This is a genomic window from Stenotrophomonas acidaminiphila (genome assembly GCF_001431595.1).
Classification (GTDB): domain Bacteria; phylum Pseudomonadota; class Gammaproteobacteria; order Xanthomonadales; family Xanthomonadaceae; genus Stenotrophomonas; species Stenotrophomonas acidaminiphila.
Genome location: NZ_LDJO01000007.1, coordinates 47,446 through 72,800 on the forward strand (window position 1 = coordinate 47,446; position 25,355 = coordinate 72,800).

Below are 25,355 nucleotides of genomic sequence, written 5' to 3' on the forward strand. Positions count from 1 at the left end.
TCAGAGCGCGGCGCCGTGCTTGCGCAGGATCTCGCGCGCCTTTCCTACCGAGCTCATGTCGATCACGTCATCCATGTCGATCATCACGCCGAAGGCTTCTTCCAGCGCCGCAACCACCGACATGTGGGCAATCGAATCCCACTGCGGGATGGTGTTGTAGCGCAGCTCGTCGGTGACCTGGGCGGCGTCGATGCCCAGCACGCGGGCGAAAACGGCGACGACCTGGTCTTCGTGGGAGGGGTTGTTCATAGGAATTTCCGGAAACCAGTGAGGGAAGTGTTGAACTGGAAGCCAAGCCGCGCATACAGGTTGATGATGCCGGTGTTGGCAGCCGATACCAGCGTGGTGCAGCGCTGGATGTCGCGTGCGGCCAGCGATTCGAGCGCGGTTACCCACAGCGGCATCGCCAGCATCGCATACGGCGCTGCCGCGCCCGTGAGCAGGAGCTCGGCTCGGTGCGCATCGGCGTACACGCGCTCGGCATGGAAGCCGATGACGCGACCACGCGACTCGGCGGTGTAGGCAAGGCCGCCGTTGACCAGGTCCTCGATCCAGTTGGCGGTGCGCTTCCGCGCGTGCGCCGGATCGATCGCCGGATCCTCGAGGAAGCGGCCGTGGCCGAAGTCATCGTGGGCGATGCCGCGCAGCAGCGCGATGTCGCTGGCGACGGCGGGGCGCAACGTCGGCAGCATGCCGCGCGGAACCGGCGGCAGGTTGCCCATGCCGCTGCGCGAAACGGTCAGCGAGGTCTCAACGAACTGGAAGCCATCTGCCAGCAGCGCGCCACGCAGCAGGTGCGCATTGCCGTCGACGCGGCCGAACAGGTAGCGCACGCCCAGCCCATGGGCCCATCGTTCGGCCTCCACCAGCAGGTGCGACGCGCTGTCGGCGCTGTGTGCCTCGAAACCGGTGATCTCGGCGGTGGCGAAGCCCAGCGCGCGCTCGTCCCATGGGGTGAGCCGCGCCTGCAGCGTCGCGCCCTCGCGCTGGAGCGAAAGCTCAGCCATGCGGGGCCTCCGCGGTGGTGTCGGCGACGATGTAGTAGGGGCGCCGCTGCACGTTGCGGAACACCTGGCCGACGTACAGCCCGACCACGCCCATGGAGAACATCATCAGGCCGCCAATCAGCCAGATGGCGGCGATGATGGAGGTATATCCCGCCACCTGGATGTCGCCGTCCCACCAGCGCAGCACGCTGATGGCGACCATCACGAAGGCGACCAGCGCGCAGAATATGCCGGTGCCGGCCACCATGCGCAGCGGCTTCTCGGAGTAGCCCAGCGCTATGTTCATGGCCAGTCGCAGCAGCCGGCGCAGGGTGTAGGACGACTCGCCCTGCGCGCGCTGCTGGTGGCGCACGGGCAGCTTGGCGGTGCGGAAGCCGGCCCACTTCACCATCAACGGGAACGAACGGTCGCGTTCGGGCATCGCGCAGACCGCGTCGATGACCTTGCGGTGGAAAATGCCGAAATTGGCGGTGGACGGATCCTGCGGCACGCCGGTAAGCCAGCCCAGGGTGGCGAAGAAGCCCCACGACGACAGCCGCTTGAGCGGCGTGTCCTGGCGTTCCACGCGCTGGGCGAAGACGACCTCGTAGTTCTCTTCCAGCGCCTTGCGGTACAGCCGCGGGATTTCCGCCGGCACATCCTGCAGGTCGCAGTCCATCACCACGGTCCAGCGCCCGGATGCGTGCTCGATGCCGGCGGAGATGGCCGAATGCTGGCCGAAGTTGCGTGACAGCCGCAGGCCGGTGAGCCATGCCCGGGTGGCCGCCAGTTCCTGGATGCGGCCCCAGGCCCCGTCTGGGCTGGCGTCGTCGACCAGGATCATCTCGAATGCGATATCCATGCCCGCCACCGCGGCCTCCACCTGGTCGGCCAGTTCCTCCAGGCAGCCCACGCAGCCATAGACGGGAACGACCACCGACAGTTCGATTGGCAGCGTGAGGGGGACTGGAGCAGCGGTCATGGAATGTAAGGCCTCGGCGCCATCGATCAATAAGGTCGGACCTGGGGGCGCGATGCCCTCGTCCGTGCGCAGACGGACCCAGCGACGCGAAAGTATAGGCGCCCGCGCAGGCGGGCGGCATGATGGTGGCGGCAACCGGTTGCGGCTGCCGCCACGCGCGGCGTCAGAGCGCCGCTTCCAGCTCGGGCAGGATGGCGAACAGGTCGCCGACCAGGCCGATGTCGGCCACTTCGAAGATCGGCGCGTCGCCGTCCTTGTTGATGGCCACGATGGTGCCGGCGTCCTTGATGCCGGTCAGGTGCTGGATGGCACCGGAAATGCCCACGGCGATGTACAGCTCGGGTGCGATGATCTTGCCGGTCTGGCCGACCTGCATGTCGCTGGGCACGTAGCCGGCGTCGACCGCGGCGCGCGAGGCGCCGACCGCGGCACCGAGCTTGTCGGCCAGCTGGTAGATCACCTTGAAGTTATCTTCCGAACCGACGCCGCGGCCGCCGGACACCACGCGCTTGGCGCTCTGCAGGTCCGGGCGGTCGCTCTTGCCGGCGGCCAGGCCGACGAAACGGGTGTGCGCGGGCAGCGCGACATCGACGCTGATGGCTTCGACCGGGGCGCTGTTGCCCCTGGCCGCCTCCGGCCAGGAGGCGGCACGCACGGTGGCCACCACCACCTGGTCGGCCGGCACCTCGACGGTGATGATGGCGTTGCCGGCGTAGATCGGGCGCTTGAAGGTGTGCGCGCCGTCGACGGCCATCAGGTCGGAGACCTGGTTCACGCCCAGCAGCGCGGCAACCGCCGGCATCAGGTCCTTGCCGGTGGTGGTGGACGGGCCGAACACGTGGCTGTAGCCGGCGGCGGCCTTGGCGATCTGCGGGGCCTGGACCTGGGCCACGGCGTGCTGGTTGGCCGGGTTGGCGATGGTCAGCACCTTGCCGACACCGGCGATCTGCGCGGCTTCGGCGGCGATGACGGCCGGATCGGCGGCCAGCACCAGCACGTCGATGTCGCCACCGATGGCGGCCGCGGCCGAGACCGTCTTGGCCACGGCGCTGTTGAGCTTGCCGTCCAGGTGTTCGGCGATTACGAGAATTTTAGACATCGGAACTTCCTTCAAATGGGGCGCAAGGCTTCGGCATTGGAAAGTCCGGCCATGTATGGCCGGGCTCCTGATCAGGGGTGATCACAAGAGCCCCTTCTGCCTGAGTGCGGCCACCAGTTCGGCGGCGTCTTTCACCATCACGCCCTTGCTGCGCTTGGCCGGCGCGGCGTAGTGGGTGGTCTTGAAGGTGTCGGCGGCTTCGACCCCCAGGTCGGCCAGCTGCAGGGTTTCCAGCGGCTTGGCCTTGGCCTTCATGATGTCCGGCAGCTTGATGAAGCGCGGTTCGTTCAGGCGCAGGTCGGTGGTGATCACCGCCGGCAGTTCCACTTCCAGCGTCTCCAGGCCGGCGTCCACTTCGCGGGTGACCGTGGCCTTGCCGTCGGCGATCTCGACCCTGGAGGCGAACGTGGCCTGCGGGCGTGCCCACAGCGTGGCCAGCATCTGCCCGGTCTGGTTGGCATCGTCGTCGATGGCCTGTTTGCCGAGGATGACCAGGTCCGGCTGTTCCTTTTCCACCAGCTTGAGCAGGGTGCGGGCGGCGGTCAGCGGCTGGATGGCCTGGTCGGTGACCACGTGGATGGCGCGGTTGGCGCCCATGGCCAGGCCGTTGCGCAGGTGCGCCTGGGCGTCGGCCGGGGCGATGGTGGCGACCACCACTTCGCTGGCGATGCCCTTGTCGCGCAGGCGCAGGGCTTCTTCCAGTGCGATTTCGTCGAACGGGTTGGGCGAGAGCTTGACGCCGTCGGTGACCACGCCGGAACCATCCGGCTTGACCTGAATGCGGACGTTGTAGTCCACCACGCGCTTGTACGCGACGAGGATTTTCATGTGCTGCGGGATCCTTCGGTTGCAGGGGGCCGGCGCCAGTGCCGGACAGATGAAGGCCCGATTCTAGCGGGTGGGGAAGTCCCGTGCGAATGCGTATGGATGTGGTCGCCCTGCGTCCACGCAACTGCGCCTGTCCCCCCGCTGGCGGACCATCGCCAGCCTGCGTCCGGATGTACATGCGTCGCCCGGTGTTCAGTGGCGGCAAAGGTGGCGAGGCGGGGCTGCCTGTATCCTGTGCCGCCTGGAGCAAGCCTCGGATCGCGGAGATCCGGGCAAATGGACGTCACAGGAGACAAGAATAGTGCCCACCTGGCTAGTGACCGGCGGTGCCGGCTTCATCGGCGGCAACTTCGTGCTGGAGGCGGTCGCCCGCGGCATCAAGGTCGTCAACCTCGATGCCCTGACCTATGCAGGCAACCTGCGCACACTGGCGAGCCTGGAAGGCAACCCGGCCCATGTTTTCGTCCAGGGCGACATCGGTGACCGTGTCCTGGTCGAGCGCCTGCTGGCCGAGCACCGGCCCGACGCGGTGCTGAACTTCGCCGCCGAGAGCCATGTCGACCGCTCGATCGATGGCCCCGGCGCCTTCATCCAGACCAACGTGGTCGGTACCCTGGGCCTGCTCGAAGCGGTGCGCGACTACTGGAAGGCGCTGCCGGCCGCACAGGGCGAGGCGTTCAGGTTCCTGCACGTGTCCACCGACGAGGTATACGGCACGCTGGGCGAGACCGGCAAGTTCACCGAGACCACGCCGTATGCGCCGAACTCGCCGTATTCGGCGTCCAAGGCCGCCTCGGACCACCTGGTGCGTGCGTTCCACCACACCTACGGGCTGCCGGTGCTGACCACCAACTGCTCCAACAACTACGGTCCGTACCACTTCCCCGAAAAGCTCATCCCGCTGGTGATCGCCAAGGCGCTGGCCGGCGAGCCGCTGCCGGTGTACGGCGATGGCAGGCAGGTGCGCGACTGGCTGTTCGTCACCGACCACTGCGAAGCGATCCGCACGGTGCTGGCCAAGGGCCGGGTGGGCGAGACCTACAACGTCGGCGGCAACTCGGAGAAGCAGAACATCGAGGTGGTGCAGGCGATCTGCGCACTGCTCGATGCCCGCCGCCCGCGCGAGGACGGCAAGCCGCGCAGCAGCCAGATCACCTACGTGGCCGACCGCCCGGGCCACGACCGCCGCTATGCGATCGATGCGTCCAAGCTGAAGGACGAGTTGGGCTGGGAGCCGGCCTACACCTTCGAGCAGGGCATCGCCTTCACCGTGGACTGGTACCTGGACAACCAGGCGTGGGTCAACGGCGTGCTCGACGGCAGCTATCGCCTGCAGCGCATCGGCACCGCTGCCTGACACCGGAGACGACATGACCCAACGCAAAGGCATCATCCTCGCCGGCGGTTCCGGCACGCGGCTGTATCCGATCACCAAGGGCGTCAGCAAGCAGCTGCTGCCGGTGTACGACAAGCCGATGATCTACTACCCGCTCAGCGTATTGATGATGGCTGGCATCCGCGAGGTGCTGATCATCAACACGCCGCATGAGCAGGCGCTGTTCCAGGCGTTGCTGGGCGATGGCTCGCAGTGGGGCATGGACATCCGCTACGCGGTGCAGCCGAGCCCCGACGGGCTGGCGCAGGCCTACCTGATCGGCCGCGATTTCGTCGCCGGCAAGCCGAGCTGCCTGGTGCTGGGCGACAACATCTTCCACGGCCATGGCCTGCGCCAGCTGCTGCGCAGCGCCGACGCGCGCGATACCGGTGCCACCGTGTTCGGCTACTGGGTCAATGACCCGGAGCGCTACGGCGTGGCCGAGTTCGACAAGGACGGCAAGGTCGTCGGGCTGGTCGAGAAGCCGGAGAACCCGCGCTCCAACTACGCGGTCACCGGGCTGTATTTCTATGACGGCAATGCCAGCGACCATGCCGCCGGGCTCAGGCCCTCGCCGCGCGGCGAGCTGGAGATCACCGACCTGAACAAGTGCTACCTGGACGCCGGTGCGCTGTACCTGGAGCAGCTGGGGCGTGGTTACGCCTGGCTCGACACCGGCACCCACCAGTCGCTGCTCGAGGCATCCAACTTCATCGAGACCATCCAGACCCGCCAGGGCCTGCAGGTCTGCTGTCCCGAGGAAATCGCCTACGGGCAGGGCTGGATCGGCGCGGCCGAGCTGGAGGCGCTGGCTGCGCCGCTGCTCAAGAACGGCTATGGCCAGTACCTGCAGAAACTGCTGCAGCGCGGGGTCGTGCCATGAAGGTCATCGAAACCTCGCTGCCCGGCTGCGTGGTGATCGAGCCGGCGGTGTTCGGCGACGCCCGCGGCATGTTCTTCGAGACCTGGAACGCCGAGCGCTTCGCCGCGCACGGGCTGACGACGAAGTTCGTGCAGAGCAACGTCTCCACCTCGGTCAAGGGCGTGCTGCGGGGCCTGCATTACCAGTGGCCGCGGCCGCAGGGCAAGCTGGTCAGCGTGCTCGAGGGCGAGGTCTATGACGTGGCGGTGGACATCCGCCGCGGCTCGCCGACCTTCGGGCGCTGGGAAGCGGTGCTGCTCAGCGCCGGGAACCACCGGCAGTTCTGGATCCCCGAAGGCTTTGCGCACGGTTTCGCGGTGCTCTCCGAGCGGGCGGTGTTCAGCTATCTGTGCACCGATGTCTACGTCAAGGAAGCCGATGCCGGCGTGCGCTGGAACGATGCCGACATCGCTGTCGACTGGCCGATCGGCGCGCCGACGCTGTCGGCCAAGGACGAGAGCGCGCCGTTCCTGGCGGAGATCGCCGAGGAGCGGCTGCCGGTGTACATGCCATGACGGTGCTGGTGTTCGGCGGCAACGGCCAGATCGGCCGGGAGCTGCTGCGCGCGCTGGCGCCGCTGGGTACGGTGGTCGCCACCACCCGCAGCGGCACGCTGGCCGACGGCAGTGTCTGTGAGGTGGCCGATTTCGACCGCCCCGACAGCTTGCCGGCGCTGCTGGACCGCCTGCAGCCGGCGGTCGTGATCAATGCCGCGGCCCATACCGCGGTGGACCGTGCCGAGCAGGAGCCGGAGGCCGCGTTCCGCGCCAATGCGCAGGCCCCGGGTGTGCTCGCGCGCTGGTGCGCCGCCCATGACGTGCCGCTGGTGCACTATTCCACCGACTACGTGTTCGACGGGCAGGGCGGCACGCCTTACCGCGAGGACGCGTCGACCGCGCCGCTGGGCGTCTACGGCACCAGCAAGCGCGACGGCGAGGATGCGGTGCGCGCCGCCGGCGGACGCCACCTGATCTTCCGCACCGCGTGGGTGTATGCCGCGCATGGCGGCAATTTCCTGCGCACCATGCTGCGCCTGGGCGCCGAGCGCGACCAGCTGCGCGTGGTCGCCGACCAGATCGGCACGCCGACCCCGGCGGGGCTGATCGCCGACGTCACCGCGCAGGCGCTGCGGCACCCGGGCGGCCTGTCCGGCACCTGGCACCTGACCGCATCGGGGCAGACCAGCTGGCACGGTTTCGCCGAGGCGATCTTCGCCGAGGCGCAGGCTACCGGGGTGCTGGCGAAGACGCCGGTGGTGGATGCCATCGCCAGTTCGGACTATCCGACGCCGGCCAGGCGTCCGGCGTGGTCGGTGCTGGACAACCGCCGGCTGCAGCAGGACTTCGGCATCGTACTGCCGGCCTGGCAGGATGGCCTGAAGCGGGTGATGGCGGAAATCGCTGTGACCTGACCTGGGTCGCGTCGAGTACAGACATGAAGCCCGGCCAGTGGCCGGGCCTCCTGTCTGCGCCAGGGCACCTCAGCTGCGCCCGTAGGTATCCTCGAAGCGCACGATGTCGTCCTCGCCCAGGTAGCTGCCGGACTGGACCTCGATCAGCTCCAGCGGCAGCTTGCCGGGGTTGCGCAGCCGGTGCGTCACCCCCAGCGGGATGTAGGTACTCTGGTTCTCGCTGAGCAGCAACACCTCGTCGCCGCGGGTGACCTCGGCGGTGCCGCTGACAACCACCCAGTGCTCGGCGCGGTGGTGGTGCATCTGCAGGCTCAGGGTGCCGCCGGGCTTGACCGTGATGCGCTTGACCTGGAAGCGCTCGCCGTTGTCGATGGAGTCGTAGGCGCCCCACGGGCGGTAGACCTTGCGGTGCCAGGCGGCCTCGCTGCGGCCCTCGGCCTTCAGTCGCGCGACGACGTCCTTGACCTCCTGCATGCGGTCGGCCCTGCCGACCAGCACCGCGTCATCGGTCTCGACCACGATCACGTCATCCAGTCCCACCAGCGCGACCAGCCGTTCGCCGTAGGCGTATGTGTTGCGGCAGTCGATGGCGATCACATCGCCGTGGTGGGCGTTGCCATCGCCATCGCGCGGGGAGACGTCGCGCAGCGCGGTCCAGGAGCCGACATCGCTCCAGCCGGCGTCCAGCGCCACCACCACCGCATCGGCGGTCTTCTCCATCACTGCATAGTCGATCGAATCCGACGGCACCGCGGCGAACGTCTCGGCGTCGAGCCGGGTGAAGTCGGCATCACGGCGGGCGCTTTCCCAGGCGCTACGGCTGCGTTCGAGCATGGCCGGGTTGAACCGGGCCAGTTCCTCCAGGTAGCGCGATGCGCGGAACAGGAACATGCCGCTGTTCCACAGGTACTGGCCGCTGGCGACATACGCGGTGGCGGTATCCAGGTCGGGCTTCTCGACGAAGCGCTCGACCGGGCGGGCGCCGCTGCCGGGTGCGGCCTTGATGTAGCCGTAGCCGGTCTCCGGGCCGGTCGGGACGATGCCGAACGTCACCAGCTTGCCGGCATCGGCCGCGGTCGCCGCCTGGCGCACGGCGGCATGGAAACCAGCCTCGTCGGTGATCACGTGGTCCGACGGCAACACCAGCAGCAGCGGGTCCTCGCCCTGGCGGCTGGCTTCCAGTGCGGCTACCGCGATGGCCGGCGCGGTATTGCGCCCCATCGGCTCGAGGATGATCGCCTGCGGCTCCGCGCCGACCTGCTGCAGCTGCTCGGCGGCGACGAAGCGGTGCGCCTCGTTGGCGATCACCAGCGGGCCGCGCGCCGCGACGGCCGCGACCCGGTGCCAGGTCGCCTGCAGCATGGTCTGCGTGCCGGTCAGTGGCAGGAACTGTTTGGGGTAGGTCTCGCGCGAGAGCGGCCACAAGCGGGTGCCGGAGCCGCCGGACAGGATGACGGGCGTGATGTTGCTCATGTTGAAGCCTCAGGCCGAAAGCAGGGTGGATATCTCGTCGGTACGCGCCTGCAGCAGCGCCGCATCGCCGCGCGTCTCGACATTGAGCCGCAGCAGCGGCTCGGTGTTGGAACTGCGCAGGTTGAAGCGCCAGTCGCCGAAATCGGCGCTGACGCCATCGGTGTGGTCCAGCGCCGGCGCCAGCGGGGCGAAGTGGCGCATCACCCGCTCGACCGAGGCCTTGGCGTCTGCCACCTTGAAGTTGATCTCGCCGCTGCAGGGATAGGCGGCCATGCGGTCCTCGACCAGTTCGGCCAGCGACTGGCCGCTGGTGGAAACCAGCTGCGCGATCAGCAGCCATGGAATCATGCCCGAATCGGCATAGGCGAACGCGCGGAAATAGTGGTGCGCACTCATTTCGCCGCCGTAGACGGCGTTCTCCGCGCGCATCTTCTCCTTGATGAAGGCGTGGCCGCTCTTGCACAGCACCGGCACGCCGCCGGCGGCCTCCACCATTTCCACGGTGTTCCAGACCAGGCGCGGATCATGCACGACCCTGCCGCCGGGATTGCGCGCCAGGATCGCCTTGGCGAGCAGGCCGACCAGGTAGTAACCCTCGATGAAGCGGCCGTTGTGGTCGAAGAAGAAGCAGCGGTCGAAGTCGCCGTCCCAGGCAATGCCGAAATCGGCGCCATGCGCGCGCACCGCGTCGGCGGTGGCGGCGCGGTTCTCCGGCAGCAGCGGATTGGGGATGCCGTTGGGGAAGCTGCCATCGGGTTCGTGGCAGATGCGCACGAATTCCAGCGGCAGGTGCGGGGCAAGCAGGTCGATGATGGCGCCGGCGCCGCCGTTGCCGGCATTGACCACCAGCTTCAGCGGCCGCAGCGTGGCCACGTCCACATAGGACAGCAGGTGCGCGATGTAGGCGCTCTTGTCGTGCCGTTGCACCTGCCCGGCGCGTGGCGCCTGCGCCGGTGCGGCATCGGCTGCCACCGCGTCGGAAATGGCGAACAGGCCGGTATCCGAGCTGATCGGCCGCGCCTGCGCCTTGACCAGCTTCATGCCGTTGTAGTCCATCGGGTTGTGGCTGGCAGTGACCATCACCCCGCCAGCCGCGCCCAGGTGGTCGGTCTGGAAATAGACCTCCTCGGTGCCGCACAGGCCGATGTCGATCACCTCGCGGCCCTCGCCGCGCAGTCCGGCGGCCAGCGCGTCCTGCAGGCCCGGGCTGGTCAGGCGCACGTCGTGGCCCAGCACCACCGGACCGTCTTCGAGCCGGGCCGACAAGGCCTTGCCGATCCTGCGCGCGAGGTCCTCGTTGAGTTCCTCGGGCACGCGGCCGCGGATGTCGTAGGCCTTGAACGCGGGTAATGGCATGCGGGCAACCTGTCGAAGCGTGGAAAGGCGCCCAGTTTAGTCGCTTGGCGGTTAGCGGGCCGTTCGCGGCTGGACGAAGGTCCAAGAGGGCCGCCGCTGGACTGGGGCTAGAATGCCGCCATCCTTATGACTGTGGGCATGATGCGATGAGCGATCCTTCAACCCTGGACGGGCGGCGCGGCAAGGTGGTGGCCAGCGCGGCCCTGGCGCTGGACGGCGTGGTCGCCGACGGCCAGACCCTGGCGGTCGGTGGCTTCGGCCTGTGCGGAATTCCCGAGGCGCTGATCGCGGCGCTGCGCGATTCCGGCGTGACCGGCCTGACCGTGATCTCCAACAACGCCGGCGTCGACGGCTTCGGCCTCGGCCAGCTGCTGGAAACCCGCCAGATCCGCAAGATGATTTCGTCCTACGTGGGCGAGAACAAGGAGTTCGAGCGGCAGTTCCTGGCCGGTGAGCTCGAGCTGGAGTTCAACCCGCAGGGCACCCTGGCCGAGCGCCTGCGCGCCGGCGGCGCGGGCATCCCGGCGTTCTTCACTGCCACCGGCTACGGCACCGTGGTGGCCGAGGGCAAGGAAACCCGCGAGTTCGACGGCAAGCACTACGTGATGGAGACCGCGCTCAAGGCCGATGTCTCGCTGGTCAAGGCGTGGAAGGCCGACGCGGCCGGAAACCTGGTGTTCCGCAAGACCGCGCGCAACTTCAATCCGGCCTGCGCCATGGCCGGCAGGGTCTGCGTGGTCGAAGTGGAGGAGATCGTGCCGGTGGGCGCGATCGACCCGGACCAGGTGCACCTGCCGGGCATCTACGTCGACCGCATCGTGTTGAACGCCACGCCGGAGAAGCGCATCGAACAGCGCACCGTGCGTCAGGAGGAGAACTGAAATGGCCTGGACCCGTGACGAGATGGCGCAGCGCGCCGCGCGCGAACTGACCGACGGCGCGTACGTGAACCTGGGCATCGGCCTGCCGACGCTGGTGGCCAACCACATTCCCGAGGGCATGGACGTGTGGCTGCAGTCGGAGAACGGCCTGCTGGGCATCGGCCCGTTCCCGACCGAAGCCGAAGTCGACGCCGACCTGATCAACGCCGGCAAGCAGACCGTGACGGCCCGCGCCGGCGCCAGCTACTTCGGCAGCCACGATTCGTTCGCGATGATCCGCGGCGGCCATATCGACCTGGCCATCCTCGGCGCCATGCAGGTCACCGCCAAGGGCGACCTGGCCAACTGGATGGTGCCCGGCAAGATGGTCAAGGGCATGGGCGGCGCAATGGACCTGGTGGCCGGCGTGCAGCGCGTGGTGGTGCTGATGGAGCACACCGCCAAGAACGGCGAGCACAAGATCCTGCCCGAATGCACGCTGCCGCTGACCGGCGTGGGCGTGGTCGACCGCATCATCACCGACCTGGCGGTGTTCGACGTCACCGATGCCGGGCTCGCCTTGGTCGAAGCCGCTCCCGGGGTGGACATGGAAGAGCTGAAGGCCCGCACCGGCGTGCCGTTCGCGCACGCCTGAACCATGCCGCGGGGCCACCACGTGGCCCCGCCTGCTCAGTGGCGGCGGGCGTAGGCGTAGGGCGCCGCCGCATCCACGGGCAGGCCGAGCAGTTCGGCGGCCGTGGCCTGGCGGAAGCCCGCATCGCGCGCGGCCAGGGTGAAGATCCGCTCGATCGCGTGCGCCAGCGTGCCGTCCACCTGCGCGGCCTCGGCCTCGAACTGCGATGGCTGCAGGTGACCGTCTAGCAGCGGGCGCAGTGCCGGAAGGCGTACCCAGAACATGCTGCCGGCAATGAACGTGTCGCGCTCGAGGTCAGGCTGCGCAATGCCCAGGCGGCCGAGCAGGGCGCGCACGTTGCCCTGGTTGGCGCCCCAGTAGAAATGCAGTGGCTGCACATGGCCTTCCGGTGCGACCAGCCCGAGGCCGGGCTGCTCGCCGAACGCACGCACGATGGCCGCCGCCCTGTCCGGCGCCAGCAGGCGCCCGATCAGCTCGTTGCGCCACTGCTCGCCGTCCTGGCGGTGCGTGGAGCGCTTGGTATGCAGCTTGAGCACCACGTCCTCGCCCTCGTCGAGCAGGCGCCCGGCGACGTGCAGGAACGGCAGGATGTCGCGGCCGCGGTTGGCGAAGGCGTGCACCTCCACCTGCATGCCGCGCGCGCGCGCGATGCGTTCGATCTCGCCCTTCCGCTCCGGCGGCGTGGTGGCCACGACCCGCCAGCTCAGGCCACTGGATTGCAGGGCCTGCAGCAACGCGTCGAAGACGTCCGGGTACCAGGCATGGATGACCGCGCACGGGCGGGTGCCGGCCCGCGGGGCGTCGCATGGCGCCAGCGCCTGCCGCGTGGCCTCCAGCCAGGCGTGGCCCAGCCGCGCATCGGGTTCCAGCACCGCCCCTTCGGCCCATTCGTTCCATGCGTTGACGAACACCAGGCGCCGCTCGGTGGGCACCGTGGCCAGGCGCTCGTGCACGGTCGTGCGCAGCCAGTCGCGGTAACCGCGCGGCGAGGCATGCACGAAGATGCGTCCCGCGCCCGGGCGCCGCGGCTCGTTGTCCCAGCCGGGGTTCACCCCGGGATACAGCGTATAGGCGGGCAGCGGCCGTGCCGCCGCCTCGCGTGCGAGCTCGCGCCAGTCGCGCACGTCGCCGGCGAAGTCCGGGTTGATCAGCCACTGTTCGGCGGCCAGTGAGCGTGGGTTGCTCATGTTCGGCGGGAACTCGACCGCTGCGTCGAAGCCGATCTCGCGCGGATCGGGGCGTTCGAAGCCCTGCACATAGGCCAGGTGCAGCTCGCCGATGCCGTTGTCGCGGCACCACTGGCGCCAGCGCTGCGCGGTGGCGCGCGGGTCGGGCAGCAGGTGCGGGCGGTAGACCAGCAGCATCGGCCGGCCGTCGACCTTCAGCGCGCGGCGGTCGCGCAGGTAGGGGGCGACGTGGGCGATGAAGGCCAGGTCGTCCGCGGCGCTGTGCTGCTGTCCTATCAGGATCTCGCCGTCGCGCCCGTCCCAGCGCCGGGTCCAGTTCTCGTTGGCCCAGCACAGGCAGAACGGCAGGTCGATGTCGTCGTCGGCCAGCCATTGCCGCAGCGGATCCTCCATCAGGGTGCGGCCGCTGAACCAGTAGTAGTAGAAGCAGAACGCGCCAATGCCGTACTCCGCGGCCAGGCGCGCCTGGTCGCGCATCACCTGCGGGTTGCGCAGGTCGTAGAAGCCCAGGTCCGCCGGCAGCCGCGGCTGCGCATGGCCTTCGAACTGCGGCAGTGCCCGGGTGACGTTGCGCCACTCGGTGAACCCTTTGCCCCACCAGGCGTCGTTCTCGGCGAACGCATGGAACTGCGGCAGGTAGAACGCCACCAGCGTGGCCGGCAGCGGGCTGGGCAGGGCCGCCCTAGAGTAGGGTACATGGCCGATCGCCGGCTCATCGGCGCGGTGCATGGGCCGGATGATGCGTGGCGAGGCTCCCGCTTCCGGCGCATGCCCGCGTGGCGGCGGCGGCAACAGCCCGCCAAAACGCTCCAGCAGGCGGTTGCGCCACCTGTCGCGGCGGGCGTCGGAGATCGGAAGGGCGCGGAACGCCTGTCGCAGCAGCTGGTGAAGCGCCTGGTGCAGGGAAGGGAAAGGCATCGATCGAGGCATCGCCGGCGACGGGAACGGGGCGCGGTGGTGTGGGGACGCAGCGCCTGCCTTCACCACCGCCATCGGGGATTCTAGGCCAATGCGCCACCGGCCCGCCGCCACGCCACTCCGGCGCACCCTCCAGCCGCTGCCATCGGCACATCGCCTACAATCCGCGTCCTTCCGTTCGATGACGATGTGCTGATGCCTGCAAACCCGATGTCCGCCGCTGGAAAGCTGTTCGCCGTCGCCGCCCTGGTCGAGGGCGCGACCTGGGCCGGGTTGCTGGTCGGCATGCTGCTCAAGTACGGCACGCAGACGACCGAGCTGGGCGTATGGCTGTTCGGGCGCCTGCACGGGCTGGCGTTCCTGTTCTACGTGGTCGCCAGCGTGTACGTCGGGGTGCGCCAGCGCTGGCCGTCGTGGGCGCTGCTGCTGGCCCTGCTGGCGGCGGTGCCGCCGCTGGTCACGGTGCCGCTGGAGTGGTGGTTCCGGCGTCGCGGGCTGCTGTCGCCGCTGCGCTGAGCCGGGCGCAGGGCCTGGCCGACCCGCGGCGGTGTGGCCCAAGGGCGCGGCGGCCACTACGATGATGCCGGGTCCGCGGGCCGGGCCCCGGGCCCCAGTGTCCCGGCGGGCGCGACCGGCCGCCGGCACCGGGCATGTTCGCAGCCTGTTTAGGTTCGATCTTCTAGCTTTGGCGCCTGTCTGCCCCCCGGAGAGCCCCGTGCACCACGCACCCCCTGTTGCCGCCGTTTCCGCCCGCCTGCCGGCGGCGGCGCCTGCCTGTTGCCCGGCGCGGCCCGGCGCGCGGTGGATTCCATGACCGGTACACCCGTTGCCGCGCGCGATGCCGGCATCGCCGTACTGCCGCCGGAAAGCCCGCTGCCCATGCCCGTGCAGTCGCTGCGCGAGGGGCGCCTGCACGGGCGGCGGCAGGACACGTCGCCGCCGAACATCGTGCTGCGCCGCCTGTACGTGTTCGGCAGCACCGCGGCAATGACCGCGGTGGCGACGTGGATGATGGCGCGGGTCCTGGCCAACGGCGGCATCAACGTGCTCGAAGCCTGCCTGCTGGCCCTGTTCGTGCTGTTGTTCGCCTGGATCGCATTTTCCTTCGTCAGCAGCCTGGCCGGCCTGCAGGCGCTGCTGCGCGGACGGCGCAAGCTGGGCATCCACCCGGACGCGCCGCTGCCCACGCTGCACAGCCGCACCGCGCTGCTGATGCCCACCTACAACGAGGATCCGCGGCGGATGATGGCCGGGCTGCAGGCCATCTACGAATCGGTGGCGGCCACCGGCCAGCTCGACCGTTTCGATTTCTTCGTGCTCAGCGATACCACCCGCGATGCCATCGGCCGCGCCGAGGAGCAGGTGTTCGCGCGCCTGGTCGAGACCACCGGCGGCCGTGGCCGATTGTTCTACCGGCGCCGCGCCGACAACGCCGGGCGCAAGGCCGGCAACATCGCCGACTGGGTACGCCGCTTCGGCGGCGCCTATCCGCAGATGCTGATCCTGGACGCGGACAGCCTGATGACCGGCGAAGTGATCGTGCGTCTGGCCTCGGCCATGGAAAAACACCCCGACGTCGGCCTGATCCAGTCGCTGCCGGCGGTGGTCGGCGGGCGTACCGCGTTCGCGCGCATGCAGCAGTTCGGTGGCCGCGTCTATGGCCCGGTGATGGCCTACGGCGTGGCCTGGTGGCACGGCGCCGAGAGCAACTACTGGGGCCACAATGCGGTGATCCGTACCCGCGCCTTCGCCGAACAGGCCGGGTTGCCGGAGCTGCCCGGGCGCAAGCCGTTCGGCGGGCACGTGCTCAGCCACGATTTCGTCGAGGCCGCGCTGATGCGCCGTGGCGGCTGGGCGGCGCACATGGTGCCCTACCTCCAGGGCAGCTACGAGGAAGGGCCGCCGACGCTGACCGACCTGCTCATCCGCGACCGCCGCTGGTGCCAGGGCAACCTGCAGCACTCCAAGGTGGTCACCGCCGCCGGCCTGCACTGGATCAGCCGGGTGCACATGCTGGTCGGCATCGGCCACTACTTCACCGCACCGATGTGGGCGATGCTGATGCTGATCGGCATGGCGATCCCGCTGATCCATGGTGGCATCGACCTGGCCGAGGAGCTGCACCTGCGGTTGTCGCCGGCGCACTACTGGCGCGGGCTGGACCAGCAGGGCGTGCTGTGGGTGTTCGCGGTCACCATGGGCGTGCTGCTGGCGCCCAAGGCGATGGGCTACGTGGCCATGCTCAGCGCGCGCAGCGAGCGGCAGGGCTGCGGCGGCGCGCTGCGCGCTTTCGTCTCGATGCTGCTGGAAACGCTGCTGGCGGCACTGATGGCGCCGGTGGTGATGTACGTACAGTCGCGCGGCGTGGCCGAGGTGCTGGCCGGCAAGGACTCGGGCTGGGACGCGCAGCAGCGCGACGACGGCCGGGTGTCATGGATCGCCTTGCTGCGCAGCTACGGCGGGCTGAGCGTGTTCGGCTTGGTGATGGGGGCGATGGCCTACGCCGTGTCGCCGTCGCTGGCGGCGTGGATGGCGCCGGTAGTGATCGGCATGGTGCTGGCGGTGCCGGTGGTGGGGCTGACCTCCTCGCGCAAGATCGGCGACTGGCTGCGCCGGCACCGGTTGCTGTCCATTCCCGAGGAGAGTGCGCCGCCGCCGGTGCTGGTGCGTGCGGCGGAACTGCGTGCGGCGGCGATGCAGACGCCGCTTTCCGTGGAGTAGCAGGGCGGTCCCCGTTCTGCTGACGACCGGCTTCTGGTTTCGGCTGCAGAACGGATCGGGTGTGAAACGGTTCGAGGGGTGAAGATGCCTTCGCCTTCGCCTTCGCCTTCGCTTTCGCTTTCGCGGTTGCTCGTGCTTTTGCTTCTGCGCTTTTGATTTCCGGGTCCCCTTCTGTAGCGACGGAGCCGGCGGGAGTAACCCGAAGGGCGGCGTGCATGGGTTCGGCGGAAATAGGCGAAGCACTGCTTCGCCCCGCCGGACGGGCGGGCGCCGCACGGCGCCTGCCCCGGACTCGGCAGCGAAGCGGGCGGGCACGCCGTTTTTCGATGAGACAGGGATGTCTCGTCGAAAAATCCCGGCGGCGGAGTGGACCCGGAGTGCCGCAGGCACGGAGGGCGCGGAGGCAGGGGCGTGTTGACTCGCCATTCGGCTGTTGAAAAGCGCCTCTTTGGGCCACGTTTCTTTGCACGAGCAAAGAAAGATGGCTCGCTCCTCGAAGGGGAGCGAAAGCCTTTGATCCTGCTTTTGTCGACCTCGATTCCTTGAGGTTCAGAAGCAAGAGGAGGTGCAGGAGGAGAACCAGCTAGCCAAAAACGGGCAAGGCCATGGGAAAGGCTTGAAAGCAGAGCTTTCGCCCCTGCTTCGCAGGAGCAAGTTACTTCTCTTTGCTCGTGCAAAGAGAAGTAACCAAGAGAAAGCAGGGGCCGGGCCGCAAGCCGATGCGGCTGCGCCGCATCGGTCCCCTGCGCGCCTCGCGTGCCGAGGGGGCGGCGCACAACTCGCTTCGCTCAGACACGCGCGCCTCTTTACCCCTCGGCCCGCTGCGGTGCTCGGCTCGCTCTACGGCCAGAGGGAGTCAAAAGCTGGGAGCAACCGCAACCGCAACCGCAACCGCAATGGCTTGGCCGCCTGCCTGCGCAGGCATAATGCGTCCCGGTCCCTTGGAGTCGCATGCAATGCTGGAAACAGTGGAACAGGAAACCGGCGCGGCGCCGGAATGGTCGGTGATCTGGCTGCACGGGCTGGGTGCCGATGGCCATGACTTCGCGCCGATCGTGCCGGAGCTGGTGCGGCCGCACTGGCCGGCGATCCGCTTCGTGTTCCCGCATGCGCCCAAGCGTCCGGTCAGCATCAACAACGGCATGCCGATGCGCGCGTGGTACGACATCGTCAGCCTGGACTTCCGCAGCCGTGCCGACGCCAGCGGCGTGGCCGAATCCGTGGCCCAGGTGGAGGCGTTGATCGCCCGCGAACAGGCCCGTGGCACGCCGCGCGAACGCATCCTGCTGGCCGGCTTTTCGCAGGGCGGCGCCATCACCCTGTCCACCGGCCTGCGGCAGCAGTCGCCGCTGGCCGGGCTGGTCGCGCTGTCCACCTACCTGCCGGAAGTGGATGCCGCCGCCGCGCAGCTGGCAGCAGGCGCCACCGCGCAGCCGGTATTCATGGCCCACGGCAGCGGTGACCCGGTGATCCCGGTACAGGTCGCCGAGCACAGCCTGCAGGTGCTCCGGAAACTGGGGTTCGGGGTGGAATGGCACCGCTATGCGATGGCGCACCAGGTCTGCGCCGAGGAAATCCAGGCCCTTGGCGACTGGCTGCAGGCGCGCTTCGCAGCGGGCTGAATCCGTGGCTGGCGGGGCGGGTGGTGGCTGCCGGAGCGTGCCGGGGTTGGCTAACATGCGTCATCCGGGGAGCAATGCAGGGCAGGGGAGTGGCGATGAAGGTACTCATTGCCGATGACGAGCCGCTGGCGCGCGAACGCCTGCGCATGCTGTTGTCCGCGCACGGTGACGTGGCGGTGGTGGCCGAGGCCGGCGATGGCCAGGCGACGCTCCAAGCCTGCGCGCGCGCGCAGCCGGACGTGGTGCTGCTGGACATCGCCATGCCGGGCATCGACGGCCTGGACGTGGCGCGGCACCTGGCGCGGCTCGAACCGCGCCCGGCGGTGGTGTTCTGCACCGCCTACGAGTCGCATGCGCTGTCGGCGTTCGAGGCGGCGGCCATCGATTACCTGATGAAGCCGGTGCGTGCCGAACGGCTGGCGGCCGCGCTGGAGCGGGCCCGTACCTTCCTGGCCGGACGGGTCGGGGGGGCGGCCCCCGCCGCGGGCGGACGCCGGGTGCTGTGCGCGCGGCTGCGCGGCAACCTGCGGGTGATCCCGCTGGAGGACGTGTTCTACCTGCAGGCCGAGGAGAAGTACGTGGTGGTCCACCATGTGCACGGCGAGGACCTGATCGAGGAATCGCTGCGCTCGCTGGAGGAGGAGTTCGGCACCCGCTTCGTGCGCATCCACCGCAATTGCCTGGTCTCGCGTGAACGCCTACAGGAACTGCGGCGGACCGCGGCCGGGCAGGTGCAGGCGGTGCTGCGCGGGGTGGCGCAGCCGCTGGAGGTCAGCCGCCGCTGCGTGGCGGCGTTGAAGGCGGAACTGGCCGGCACGTGAGTCCTGCGCCGATAATGGCGCCATGAACATGCTGCGCATCGCCACCCGCAAGAGCCCGCTCGCCCTGTGGCAGAGCGAACACGTCGCCGCCCGCCTGCGCCAGGCGCACCCGGGCCTGTCGGTCGAACTGGTGCCGATGAGCACGCGCGGCGACGAGGTCCTGGACCGCTCGCTGGCCGCCATCGGTGGCAAGGGCCTGTTCCTCAAGGAGCTGGAACTGGCGATGCTGCGCGGGGAGGCCGACTGCGCGGTGCACTCGCTCAAGGACGTGCCGATGGAACTGGATGCGCCGTTCGCGCTGCCGGCGATCCTGGAACGCGCCGATCCGGCCGATGCCTTCGTTTCCAACCGCCATGCCACCCTGGACGCGCTGCCGCACGGCGCGGTGGTGGGCACCTCGTCGTTGCGCCGCCAGGCGCAGTTGCGCGCGCTGCGCCCGGACCTGCAGGCGCGCGACCTGCGCGGCAACGTCAATACCCGCCTGGCCAAGCTCGACGCCGGCGATTACGACGCCATCATCCTGGCCTGCGCCGGGCTCGAGCGCCTGGAGCTGGGTACGCGGATCCGCGACCGCCTGCGCGCACCGCAGTGGCTGCCGGCGCCGGCGCAGGCAGCGGTGGCGGTGGAATGCCGCGCCGATGCGGCCGACGTGATCGCGCTGCTGGCGGTGCTGGACCATGCCGGTACCCGCGCCTGCGTGGAGGCCGAGCGGGCGATGAACCGCGCGCTGGACGGAAGCTGCCACGTGCCGGTGGCCGGGCTGGCGCAATGGCGCGGCGAGGACCTGTGGCTGCAGGGGCTGGTCGGCGGTGTCGCCGACGGGCGCGCGGTGCGCGCGCAGGCCCAGGGCCCGGGCAATGATCCGGAAGCGCTGGGCCGGGATGTCGCGCGCCAGCTGCTGGACGGCGGCGCCGGCGAACTGCTGCGCTGAGACCGCGGCGCCGGCGGGAACGGCGGCCCGCCGCCGGCGGTCAGCCGCCGGCCCGGGCCACCCCCGCGTCGTGCTCGCTTACTTGAAGCTGTAGACCACGTTCATCGTGGCCAGGGTGTCGGTCTTGCGCTTGTCCTCGGCCACGTCGCTGTTGTAGCGGGCCTGCCAGCCGGCCTTGAGCGCGAAATGGCGGTTCATCGCCACCGAGACGCCGAAATCGTTCTGCGCGAAGGTGTTGTACGAGCCGGATTCGACCAGCAGGGTGTTCACCAGGTCGGTGTTGTCGGTGAGGCCGAACTTCAGGTCGAACAGGCCGCGGCCGATCAGCCCGGTGCGGTTCTCGTCGGTCTCGGAGTTGTGCGAGCGGCGCACGCCGGGGCCGATCTGGGTGTCCAGCACCAGGCGCTCGCCGTCGATCAGCCGGGTACCGTAGCCGAGACCGAAGCTGCCCTGGCGGTCGTAGGTCGCGAAATCATCGCTTTCGTAGCGCACCGTGGCGGTCAGCTGGCGGTGTTCGCCCAGCTGCAGGGCGCTGCCGGCGCCCGCGGTATAGCGGTTGGCGGTGGTCTGGCGCTCGCGGTAGGTGTTGCCGTTGTCGTCGGTCTGCTTGTACTCGGCGCTGGAGCGCAGGCCGAACAGGTCCATGCTGTGCACCCAGTCGTCGTCGGTGTAGCGCAGCTTGAGGCGGCCATTGAGGCTTTCGGTGGAGCTGTTGCCACGCGCCGAGGCGAACCCGAGCTCGCCGCCGCTGCCGCTCCAGGGCGAGGTCATCGCGGCAGGGTCGGAAGCATCGTCCGCCCACGCCATCGGGGCGCACAACAGCAGCGGCAGGAGCAGGGAAACACGCAGGGACATCGGGAAGTCTCCAGGGAGAAGGCGGGAACGGGAACCGTTTTCATGATACCGGATGACCCCGCCGCGCCCGCTGCGCCCGCCGGGCGGCGCTTGGCCCACGGTTAAGCCTGGCGCCATGCCCGCCGCGCGCCATTCACCTCCGAGTCGGACATAATCGGGCCATGGACCGCTATGAACGCATCAACGCACTGCATCGCCTGCTCAAGTCCGCGCGCTACCCGATCACGGTGGCGCGCCTGCAGGAGGAACTGGGCTGTTCACGGGCCACGGTCTACCGCGACCTGGCCTTCCTGCGCGACGCCCTGATGGCGCCGGTGGAGGGCGACGGCGAGGCGGGTTTCCGCTACCAGAGCGGGGAAAGCGACCGTTTCGAGCTGCCCGGGCTGTGGCTGAGCTCGGAGGAGCTGCATGCGCTGCTGGCGTCCCAGCACCTGCTGGCACGCACCGGCGGCGGCGTGCTGTCCTCGGTGCTGGCACCGCTGCAGCAGCGCATCGAAAGCCTGCTGGCGGCCCAGGCCGGTGCGTCGACGTGGCCGGTGGAGCGGGTGCGGGTGATCCCGCATCGCGGCCGCAAGCTCGACGAGGCCAGCTTCCGCACGGTGGCTTCGGGCGTGCTCGAGCGCCGCCAGCTGTCCTTCGATTACCGGGCGCGTTCCACCGACGAGGTCACCCGGCGCACGGTCTCGCCGCAGCGCATCACCCATTACCGCGACAACTGGTACCTGGATGCCTGGGACCATGGTCGCGAGGCGCTGCGCAGCTTCGCCGTGGACCGCATCCACAAGGCGCGGGTGATCGACCAGGCCGCGCGCGACATCGATGACAGCGAACTGGACGCGCAGCTGGGCGCCGGCTACGGCATCTTCTCCGGCGCGCCCAAGGGCTGGGCGACCATCGTGTTCAGCGCCAAGGCGGCGCGCTGGGTGGCCGACGAGCACTGGCACTCCAGGCAGCAGGGCCGCTTCCTGGCCGACGGCCGCTATGAGCTGAAGGTGCCGTACAGCGTGTCGCGGGAACTGCTGATGGATGTGCTGCATTACGGCTCGGACGCCGAGATCGTCGAGCCGCAGTCGCTGCGCGAGCAGGCCAAGGCGCTGCTGTCGCTGGCGCTGAGCAACTACGACTGACCCGGCCCGCGCCGCAAAGGCGGCGCGCTTGACCCAGGTCATGGGGCGATGCCGGCCGCGTCGCCAGAATCGGTGTCCCCGATGGCCCGGAGCCGCCGCATGGCCTTCCACGATCTGCGCGGTTTCCTGCAGCACCTGGGTGCCTGCGGCCAGCTGCGCGAACTCGCCGTGCCGGTGGATCCGGAACTGGAAAGCACCGCGCTGTGCCTGCGCGCGCTGCGGGCGCAGGGGCCGGCGCTGCTGATGCCGGCAACCGGCTCGGCGCACCCGCTGCTGGGCAACCTGTTCGGGCACAGCCGCCGGATCGAGCTGGCCCTGGCCGGGCGCCCGCTGGCCTCGCTGCGCGAACTCGGCGAACTGCTGGCCGCGGTCAAGGAGCCGCGCTGGCCCGGCAACCTGCGCCAGGCGCTGGCGCACTGGCCGGAACTGGCGCAGCTGGCGCACGTGGCGCCGCGCCGGGTGGACGAGGCCGCGTTCGACGCGGACGTGCGCAGCGGCGAGGACGTCGATCTGGGCGTGCTGCCGGTGCAGCGCTGCTGGCCGCAGGACGCGGGCAAGCTGATCACCTTCGGCCTGGTGGTCACCCGCGGCACCCGCCAGCCACGGCAGAACGTGGCCATCTACCGCCAGCAGGTGATCGGCCGCAACCGGGTGATCATGCGCTGGCTGCCGCACCGCGGTGGCGCGCTGGACTTCGCCGACTGGCAGGCCGCGCACCCGGGCAGGCCGTTCCCGGTGCTGGTGGCGATCGGCGCCGACCCGGCGACCCTGCTGGCCGCGGTGGCGCCGGTACCCGACACGCTGTCCGAATACGAGTTCGCGGGGCTGCTGCGTGCATCGCGCACCCGGCTGTGGCGCAGCGCCCTGACCGGGCTGGACGCACCGGCCGGCGCGGAGATCCTGCTGGAGGGCTTCATCCACCCCGGTGACACCGCGCTGGAAGGTCCGTTCGGCGACCACACCGGCTACTACAACGCGCAGGACACCTTCCCGGTGCTCACCGTCGAACGCATGCGCATGCGCACCGGCGCGATCTACCACGGCAGCTACATGGGGCGCGCCCCGTACGACGAGCCCTCGGTGCTGTCGATGGCGCTGAACGACGTGTTCGTGCCGATCCTGCGCAAGGTGTTCCCCGAGATCGTGGATTTCTACCTGCCACCTGAGGCATGTTCGTACCGGATCGCGGTGGTGAGCATCCGCAAGCAGTACGCGGGCCACGCGCGGCGGATCATGATGGGCATCTGGTCCTACCTGCGCCAGTTCACCTACACCAAGTTCGTGATCGTCACCGACGACGACATCGACGTGCGCGACTGGTCGCAGGTGATCTGGGCGATCTCGACGCGGGTGGACCCGGCGCGCGACAGCATGCTGGTGGAGAACACGCCCATCGATTACCTGGACTTCTCCAGCCCGACCCCGAACCTGGGGTCCAAGCTGGGACTGGATGCCACCCACAAATGGCCGGCGGAAACCTCCCGCACCTGGAGCCGGCCGATCCAGCCCGACCCGGAGGTGGAGCGCCGCGTCGACGCGCTGTGGCGCGCGGTGATCGCGCACTGATCAGTCGGTGGCGGCATCCCATGCCGGGTCGTCGAACAGCTGCGGGTAGCGTGCCAGCGCCGCGCGCATGGCGGCGATCTCCGCCACCGGCACCTGCTGCGACGTGCGCACCGCCTCGGCACCGGCCAGGAACCGTGCCAGCAGGCCATGCAGTGCCACGTCGGCTTCGGGCTCGAGCCTGCAGTTGGCGAAGATGTCGTTGACCGCGGTATCGATCAGCGCCACCGTGCTGCTCGCCTGGGCGATGCCCATGTGGCCGTGCTCGTAGTGCTCCAGCGCCTGCACCGCCACGCGGATGGAACGCATGCCCTCGCGCAGCGGCGCGTCGCTGGCCCAGCGCTGCGCGGGTGCCGTCGCCGTCGCGGTGGTCGGCGCATGCGCGGCATGCCCCTCGTGGGCTGACTGTGCGGCGGCGGTCGCGGAGGAAAGCGCGCCCGCGAGGATGAGCAGCGGGGCGCAAAGCAGGGTCGTGCGTAACATGGTGTTCTCCGGAACGATGGGCCCATGCCCATCCGTGCCGCAGCATCACATGCAGGCGCGCCGGTGCCCATGATCCACGTCAACGGCGTGCGGGCGCGGCGCTTGACCCACGTCAAGGACGCATGTGGCTGCCCGCAGGATCATGCCGGCTCCCCCGGGCCGGAGCCTCCGCATGCAACTGGTATGTCCCGCCGGCAACCTGCCGGCCCTGCAGGCGGCGGTGGATGCCGGGGCCAACGCGGTGTACGCGGGCTTCCGCGACCAGACCAATGCACGTGCATTCCCCGGCCTGAACTTCTCGGACGACGAACTGCGTGCCGGCATCCGCTATGCGCATGCGCACGGCGCATCCGTCTACCTGGCATTGAACACCTATCCCGACAGCGCGCGCCTGGGCGACTGGTACGCGGCCGTGGACAAGGCCGCCGCGCTTGGCGCCGACGCCATCATCGCTGCGGAGATGGCGGTGCTTGATTACGCCATGCGCACGCACCCGCGGCTGCCGCGCCATCTGTCGGTGCAGGGCTCGGCCACCACTGCGCCGGCGCTGCGCTATGCGTACGAGCGCTTCGGCATCAGCCGCGCGGTATTGCCGCGGGTGTTGTCCATCCAGCAGGTCGAACGCCTGTGCGAAAGGTCGCCGGTCGCACTGGAGGTGTTCGCCTTCGGCAGCCTGTGCATCATGGTCGAAGGCCGCTGCCAGCTGTCCAGCTACGTTACCGGTGCCTCGCCGAACCGCCATGGCGTGTGTTCCCCGGCCAAATTCGTGCGCTGGGACGAGCACACCGACGGCAGCCGCAGCGTGCGCCTCAACGACGTGCTGATCGACGCGTTCAAGCCGGACGAGCCGGCCGGCTACCCGACCGTGTGCAAGGGCCGCTTCGAGGTCGGCGACGAGGTTTTCCATGCACTGGAAGAGCCGACCAGCCTCAACACCATGGAGCTGCTTCCGCGGCTCAAGCAGATCGGCGTGGCCGCACTGAAGATCGAGGGCCGCCAGCGTGGCGTGGCCTACGTCGGTTCGGTCACGCGCACCTGGCGCAGGGCCATCGACCAGCTCGCCGCCGATCCCGCGCACTGGCAGGCACGGCCCGAGTGGCAGGCCGAACTGGCGCGCCACGCCGAAGGCCACCAGACCACGCTCGGCCCGTACCACCGCGCCTGGCATTGAAGGAGCGAC

General features: G+C 69.5%; 24 protein-coding genes. 14 read left to right on the plus strand and 10 right to left on the minus strand.

Going from position 1 to position 25,355, the window contains the following annotated elements; all coding sequences use genetic code 11:
* The 5 genes from ABB33_RS01470 to ABB33_RS01490 all read right to left on the minus strand — a co-directional run bounded on the left by ABB33_RS01470 (position 1) and on the right by ABB33_RS01490 (position 3,895).
* Positions 1-249, minus strand: a complete 249-nt coding sequence (locus ABB33_RS01470) for an acyl carrier protein (RefSeq protein ID WP_054662745.1) — start codon at positions 247-249, stop codon at positions 1-3.
* Positions 246-1,007, minus strand: coding sequence for a GNAT family N-acetyltransferase (locus ABB33_RS01475; protein ID WP_056930883.1), 762 nt, complete (start codon positions 1,005-1,007; stop codon positions 246-248). Before ABB33_RS01475 ends, ABB33_RS01470 begins: the two co-directional genes overlap by 4 nt.
* Positions 1,000-1,968 carry a glycosyltransferase family 2 protein gene (locus tag ABB33_RS01480; RefSeq protein ID WP_056930884.1) on the minus strand — a complete coding sequence of 323 codons (969 nt, stop codon included), beginning with the start codon at positions 1,966-1,968 and terminating at the stop codon, positions 1,000-1,002. Before ABB33_RS01480 ends, ABB33_RS01475 begins: the two co-directional genes overlap by 8 nt.
* Before the next feature lie 163 nt (positions 1,969-2,131).
* A complete protein-coding gene (locus tag ABB33_RS01485; protein ID WP_056930885.1) occupies positions 2,132-3,067 on the minus strand; it encodes an electron transfer flavoprotein subunit alpha/FixB family protein in 936 nt (311 codons plus the stop codon).
* 81 nt (positions 3,068-3,148) lie between these two features.
* Positions 3,149-3,895, minus strand: a complete 747-nt coding sequence (locus ABB33_RS01490) for an electron transfer flavoprotein subunit beta/FixA family protein (RefSeq protein ID WP_056930886.1) — start codon at positions 3,893-3,895, stop codon at positions 3,149-3,151.
* A 301-nt stretch (positions 3,896-4,196) separates the two neighbouring features.
* Here ABB33_RS01490 and rfbB point away from each other — a divergent pair, with 301 nt between their 5' ends.
* The 4 genes from rfbB to rfbD are packed head-to-tail and all read left to right on the plus strand — an operon-like array spanning position 4,197 to position 7,603.
* Positions 4,197-5,252, plus strand: a complete 1,056-nt coding sequence (rfbB, locus tag ABB33_RS01495; protein ID WP_056930887.1) for a dTDP-glucose 4,6-dehydratase — start codon at positions 4,197-4,199, stop codon at positions 5,250-5,252.
* 13 nt (positions 5,253-5,265) lie between these two features.
* Positions 5,266-6,153 (plus strand): glucose-1-phosphate thymidylyltransferase RfbA, encoded by an 888-nt coding sequence (rfbA, locus tag ABB33_RS01500; RefSeq protein WP_054662763.1) that lies wholly within the window; start codon positions 5,266-5,268, stop codon positions 6,151-6,153.
* Positions 6,150-6,707 (plus strand): dTDP-4-dehydrorhamnose 3,5-epimerase, encoded by a 558-nt coding sequence (gene rfbC, locus ABB33_RS01505; protein WP_056930888.1) that lies wholly within the window; start codon positions 6,150-6,152, stop codon positions 6,705-6,707. The genes rfbA and rfbC overlap by 4 nt, the downstream gene beginning before the upstream one ends.
* Positions 6,704-7,603 carry a dTDP-4-dehydrorhamnose reductase gene (gene rfbD / locus ABB33_RS01510; RefSeq protein ID WP_056930889.1) on the plus strand — a complete coding sequence of 300 codons (900 nt, stop codon included), beginning with the start codon at positions 6,704-6,706 and terminating at the stop codon, positions 7,601-7,603. The genes rfbC and rfbD overlap by 4 nt, the downstream gene beginning before the upstream one ends.
* A 69-nt stretch (positions 7,604-7,672) precedes the next feature.
* On the opposite strand, the gene ABB33_RS01515 is transcribed toward rfbD, so the two are convergent.
* Together ABB33_RS01515 and ABB33_RS01520 are read right to left on the minus strand one after the other, a co-directional pair.
* Positions 7,673-9,076 (minus strand): mannose-1-phosphate guanylyltransferase/mannose-6-phosphate isomerase, encoded by a 1,404-nt coding sequence (locus tag ABB33_RS01515; RefSeq protein WP_056930890.1) that lies wholly within the window; start codon positions 9,074-9,076, stop codon positions 7,673-7,675.
* A gap of 9 nt (positions 9,077-9,085) precedes the next feature.
* On the minus strand, positions 9,086-10,432 hold the full coding sequence (locus ABB33_RS01520; RefSeq protein ID WP_056930891.1) for a phosphohexomutase domain-containing protein: 1,347 nt from the start codon (positions 10,430-10,432) through the stop codon (positions 9,086-9,088).
* Positions 10,433-10,578: 146 nt separating this feature from the next.
* Here ABB33_RS01520 and ABB33_RS01525 point away from each other — a divergent pair, with 146 nt between their 5' ends.
* Together ABB33_RS01525 and ABB33_RS01530 are read left to right on the plus strand one after the other, a co-directional pair.
* Entirely contained in the window at positions 10,579-11,313 is a 735-nt protein-coding gene (locus ABB33_RS01525) for a CoA transferase subunit A (RefSeq protein ID WP_054662778.1), read from the plus strand.
* Position 11,314: 1 nt separating this feature from the next.
* Positions 11,315-11,947 (plus strand): CoA transferase subunit B, encoded by a 633-nt coding sequence (locus tag ABB33_RS01530; RefSeq protein WP_056930892.1) that lies wholly within the window; start codon positions 11,315-11,317, stop codon positions 11,945-11,947.
* Between the two features lie 35 nt (positions 11,948-11,982).
* Here the strand turns inward: ABB33_RS01530 and ABB33_RS01535 are convergent, their stop codons facing one another.
* Positions 11,983-14,052, minus strand: coding sequence for a glycoside hydrolase family 99-like domain-containing protein (locus ABB33_RS01535; RefSeq protein WP_056930893.1), 2,070 nt, complete (start codon positions 14,050-14,052; stop codon positions 11,983-11,985).
* 210 nt (positions 14,053-14,262) lie between these two features.
* Between ABB33_RS01535 and ABB33_RS01540 the strand changes: the two genes are divergently transcribed.
* The 5 genes from ABB33_RS01540 to hemC all read left to right on the plus strand — a co-directional run bounded on the left by ABB33_RS01540 (position 14,263) and on the right by hemC (position 20,147).
* On the plus strand, positions 14,263-14,568 hold the full coding sequence (locus tag ABB33_RS01540) for a DUF3817 domain-containing protein (RefSeq protein WP_056930894.1): 306 nt from the start codon (positions 14,263-14,265) through the stop codon (positions 14,566-14,568).
* Positions 14,569-14,862: 294 nt separating this feature from the next.
* The gene (mdoH, locus tag ABB33_RS01545) at positions 14,863-16,773 is read left to right on the plus strand and encodes a glucans biosynthesis glucosyltransferase MdoH (RefSeq protein WP_056930915.1); all 1,911 of its coding nucleotides are present in this window, start codon (positions 14,863-14,865) and stop codon (positions 16,771-16,773) included.
* A gap of 956 nt (positions 16,774-17,729) precedes the next feature.
* Positions 17,730-18,395, plus strand: a complete 666-nt coding sequence (locus tag ABB33_RS01550; protein WP_056930895.1) for an alpha/beta hydrolase — start codon at positions 17,730-17,732, stop codon at positions 18,393-18,395.
* A gap of 95 nt (positions 18,396-18,490) precedes the next feature.
* Positions 18,491-19,216, plus strand: a complete 726-nt coding sequence (locus tag ABB33_RS01555; protein WP_056930896.1) for a LytR/AlgR family response regulator transcription factor — start codon at positions 18,491-18,493, stop codon at positions 19,214-19,216.
* A gap of 22 nt (positions 19,217-19,238) precedes the next feature.
* Positions 19,239-20,147: a hydroxymethylbilane synthase gene (gene hemC / locus ABB33_RS01560; RefSeq protein ID WP_054662796.1), complete on the plus strand. Its 909-nt coding sequence runs from the start codon at positions 19,239-19,241 to the stop codon at positions 20,145-20,147.
* 78 nt (positions 20,148-20,225) lie between these two features.
* Here the strand turns inward: hemC and ABB33_RS01565 are convergent, their stop codons facing one another.
* Entirely contained in the window at positions 20,226-21,002 is a 777-nt protein-coding gene (locus tag ABB33_RS01565) for a DUF481 domain-containing protein (RefSeq protein WP_054662799.1), read from the minus strand.
* A 161-nt stretch (positions 21,003-21,163) separates the two neighbouring features.
* On the opposite strand from ABB33_RS01565, the gene ABB33_RS01570 reads away from it, so the two are divergent.
* A complete protein-coding gene (locus ABB33_RS01570; RefSeq protein ID WP_054662802.1) occupies positions 21,164-22,129 on the plus strand; it encodes a helix-turn-helix transcriptional regulator in 966 nt (321 codons plus the stop codon).
* Between the two features lie 99 nt (positions 22,130-22,228).
* Complete coding sequence (locus tag ABB33_RS01575) at positions 22,229-23,695, plus strand: UbiD family decarboxylase (protein ID WP_054668574.1); 1,467 nt, start codon at positions 22,229-22,231, stop codon at positions 23,693-23,695.
* Here ABB33_RS01575 and ABB33_RS01580 read toward each other — a convergent pair whose 3' ends face one another.
* A complete protein-coding gene (locus ABB33_RS01580; RefSeq protein ID WP_056930897.1) occupies positions 23,696-24,175 on the minus strand; it encodes a hypothetical protein in 480 nt (159 codons plus the stop codon). It abuts the gene before it with no gap.
* Between the two features lie 172 nt (positions 24,176-24,347).
* Here ABB33_RS01580 and ubiU point away from each other — a divergent pair, with 172 nt between their 5' ends.
* The gene (ubiU, locus tag ABB33_RS01585; RefSeq protein ID WP_054662808.1) at positions 24,348-25,346 is read left to right on the plus strand and encodes a ubiquinone anaerobic biosynthesis protein UbiU; all 999 of its coding nucleotides are present in this window, start codon (positions 24,348-24,350) and stop codon (positions 25,344-25,346) included.
* Positions 25,347-25,355 lie beyond the last annotated feature (9 nt).

Excerpts from the sequence above, each read along its gene's own strand:
- ABB33_RS01470 (WP_054662745.1), bottom strand. The coding sequence starts at position 249 with ATGAACAACCCCTCCCACGAAGACCAGGTCGTCGCCGTTTTCGCCCGC.
- ABB33_RS01475 (WP_056930883.1), bottom strand. The coding sequence starts at position 1,007 with ATGGCTGAGCTTTCGCTCCAGCGCGAGGGCGCGACGCTGCAGGCGCGG.
- ABB33_RS01480 (WP_056930884.1), bottom strand. The coding sequence starts at position 1,968 with ATGACCGCTGCTCCAGTCCCCCTCACGCTGCCAATCGAACTGTCGGTG.
- ABB33_RS01485 (WP_056930885.1), bottom strand. The coding sequence starts at position 3,067 with ATGTCTAAAATTCTCGTAATCGCCGAACACCTGGACGGCAAGCTCAAC.
- ABB33_RS01490 (WP_056930886.1), bottom strand. The coding sequence starts at position 3,895 with ATGAAAATCCTCGTCGCGTACAAGCGCGTGGTGGACTACAACGTCCGC.
- rfbA (WP_054662763.1), top strand. The coding sequence starts at position 5,266 with ATGACCCAACGCAAAGGCATCATCCTCGCCGGCGGTTCCGGCACGCGG.
- rfbC (WP_056930888.1), top strand. The coding sequence starts at position 6,150 with ATGAAGGTCATCGAAACCTCGCTGCCCGGCTGCGTGGTGATCGAGCCG.
- rfbD (WP_056930889.1), top strand. The coding sequence starts at position 6,704 with ATGACGGTGCTGGTGTTCGGCGGCAACGGCCAGATCGGCCGGGAGCTG.
- ABB33_RS01515 (WP_056930890.1), bottom strand. The coding sequence starts at position 9,076 with ATGAGCAACATCACGCCCGTCATCCTGTCCGGCGGCTCCGGCACCCGC.
- ABB33_RS01520 (WP_056930891.1), bottom strand. The coding sequence starts at position 10,432 with ATGCCATTACCCGCGTTCAAGGCCTACGACATCCGCGGCCGCGTGCCC.
- ABB33_RS01525 (WP_054662778.1), top strand. The coding sequence starts at position 10,579 with ATGAGCGATCCTTCAACCCTGGACGGGCGGCGCGGCAAGGTGGTGGCC.
- ABB33_RS01530 (WP_056930892.1), top strand. The coding sequence starts at position 11,315 with ATGGCCTGGACCCGTGACGAGATGGCGCAGCGCGCCGCGCGCGAACTG.
- ABB33_RS01535 (WP_056930893.1), bottom strand. The coding sequence starts at position 14,052 with ATGCCTTTCCCTTCCCTGCACCAGGCGCTTCACCAGCTGCTGCGACAG.
- ABB33_RS01540 (WP_056930894.1), top strand. The coding sequence starts at position 14,263 with ATGTCCGCCGCTGGAAAGCTGTTCGCCGTCGCCGCCCTGGTCGAGGGC.
- mdoH (WP_056930915.1), top strand. The coding sequence starts at position 14,863 with ATGACCGGTACACCCGTTGCCGCGCGCGATGCCGGCATCGCCGTACTG.
- ABB33_RS01550 (WP_056930895.1), top strand. The coding sequence starts at position 17,730 with ATGCTGGAAACAGTGGAACAGGAAACCGGCGCGGCGCCGGAATGGTCG.
- ABB33_RS01555 (WP_056930896.1), top strand. The coding sequence starts at position 18,491 with ATGAAGGTACTCATTGCCGATGACGAGCCGCTGGCGCGCGAACGCCTG.
- hemC (WP_054662796.1), top strand. The coding sequence starts at position 19,239 with ATGAACATGCTGCGCATCGCCACCCGCAAGAGCCCGCTCGCCCTGTGG.
- ABB33_RS01565 (WP_054662799.1), bottom strand. The coding sequence starts at position 21,002 with ATGTCCCTGCGTGTTTCCCTGCTCCTGCCGCTGCTGTTGTGCGCCCCG.
- ABB33_RS01570 (WP_054662802.1), top strand. The coding sequence starts at position 21,164 with ATGGACCGCTATGAACGCATCAACGCACTGCATCGCCTGCTCAAGTCC.
- ABB33_RS01575 (WP_054668574.1), top strand. The coding sequence starts at position 22,229 with ATGGCCTTCCACGATCTGCGCGGTTTCCTGCAGCACCTGGGTGCCTGC.
- ABB33_RS01580 (WP_056930897.1), bottom strand. The coding sequence starts at position 24,175 with ATGTTACGCACGACCCTGCTTTGCGCCCCGCTGCTCATCCTCGCGGGC.
- ubiU (WP_054662808.1), top strand. The coding sequence starts at position 24,348 with ATGCAACTGGTATGTCCCGCCGGCAACCTGCCGGCCCTGCAGGCGGCG.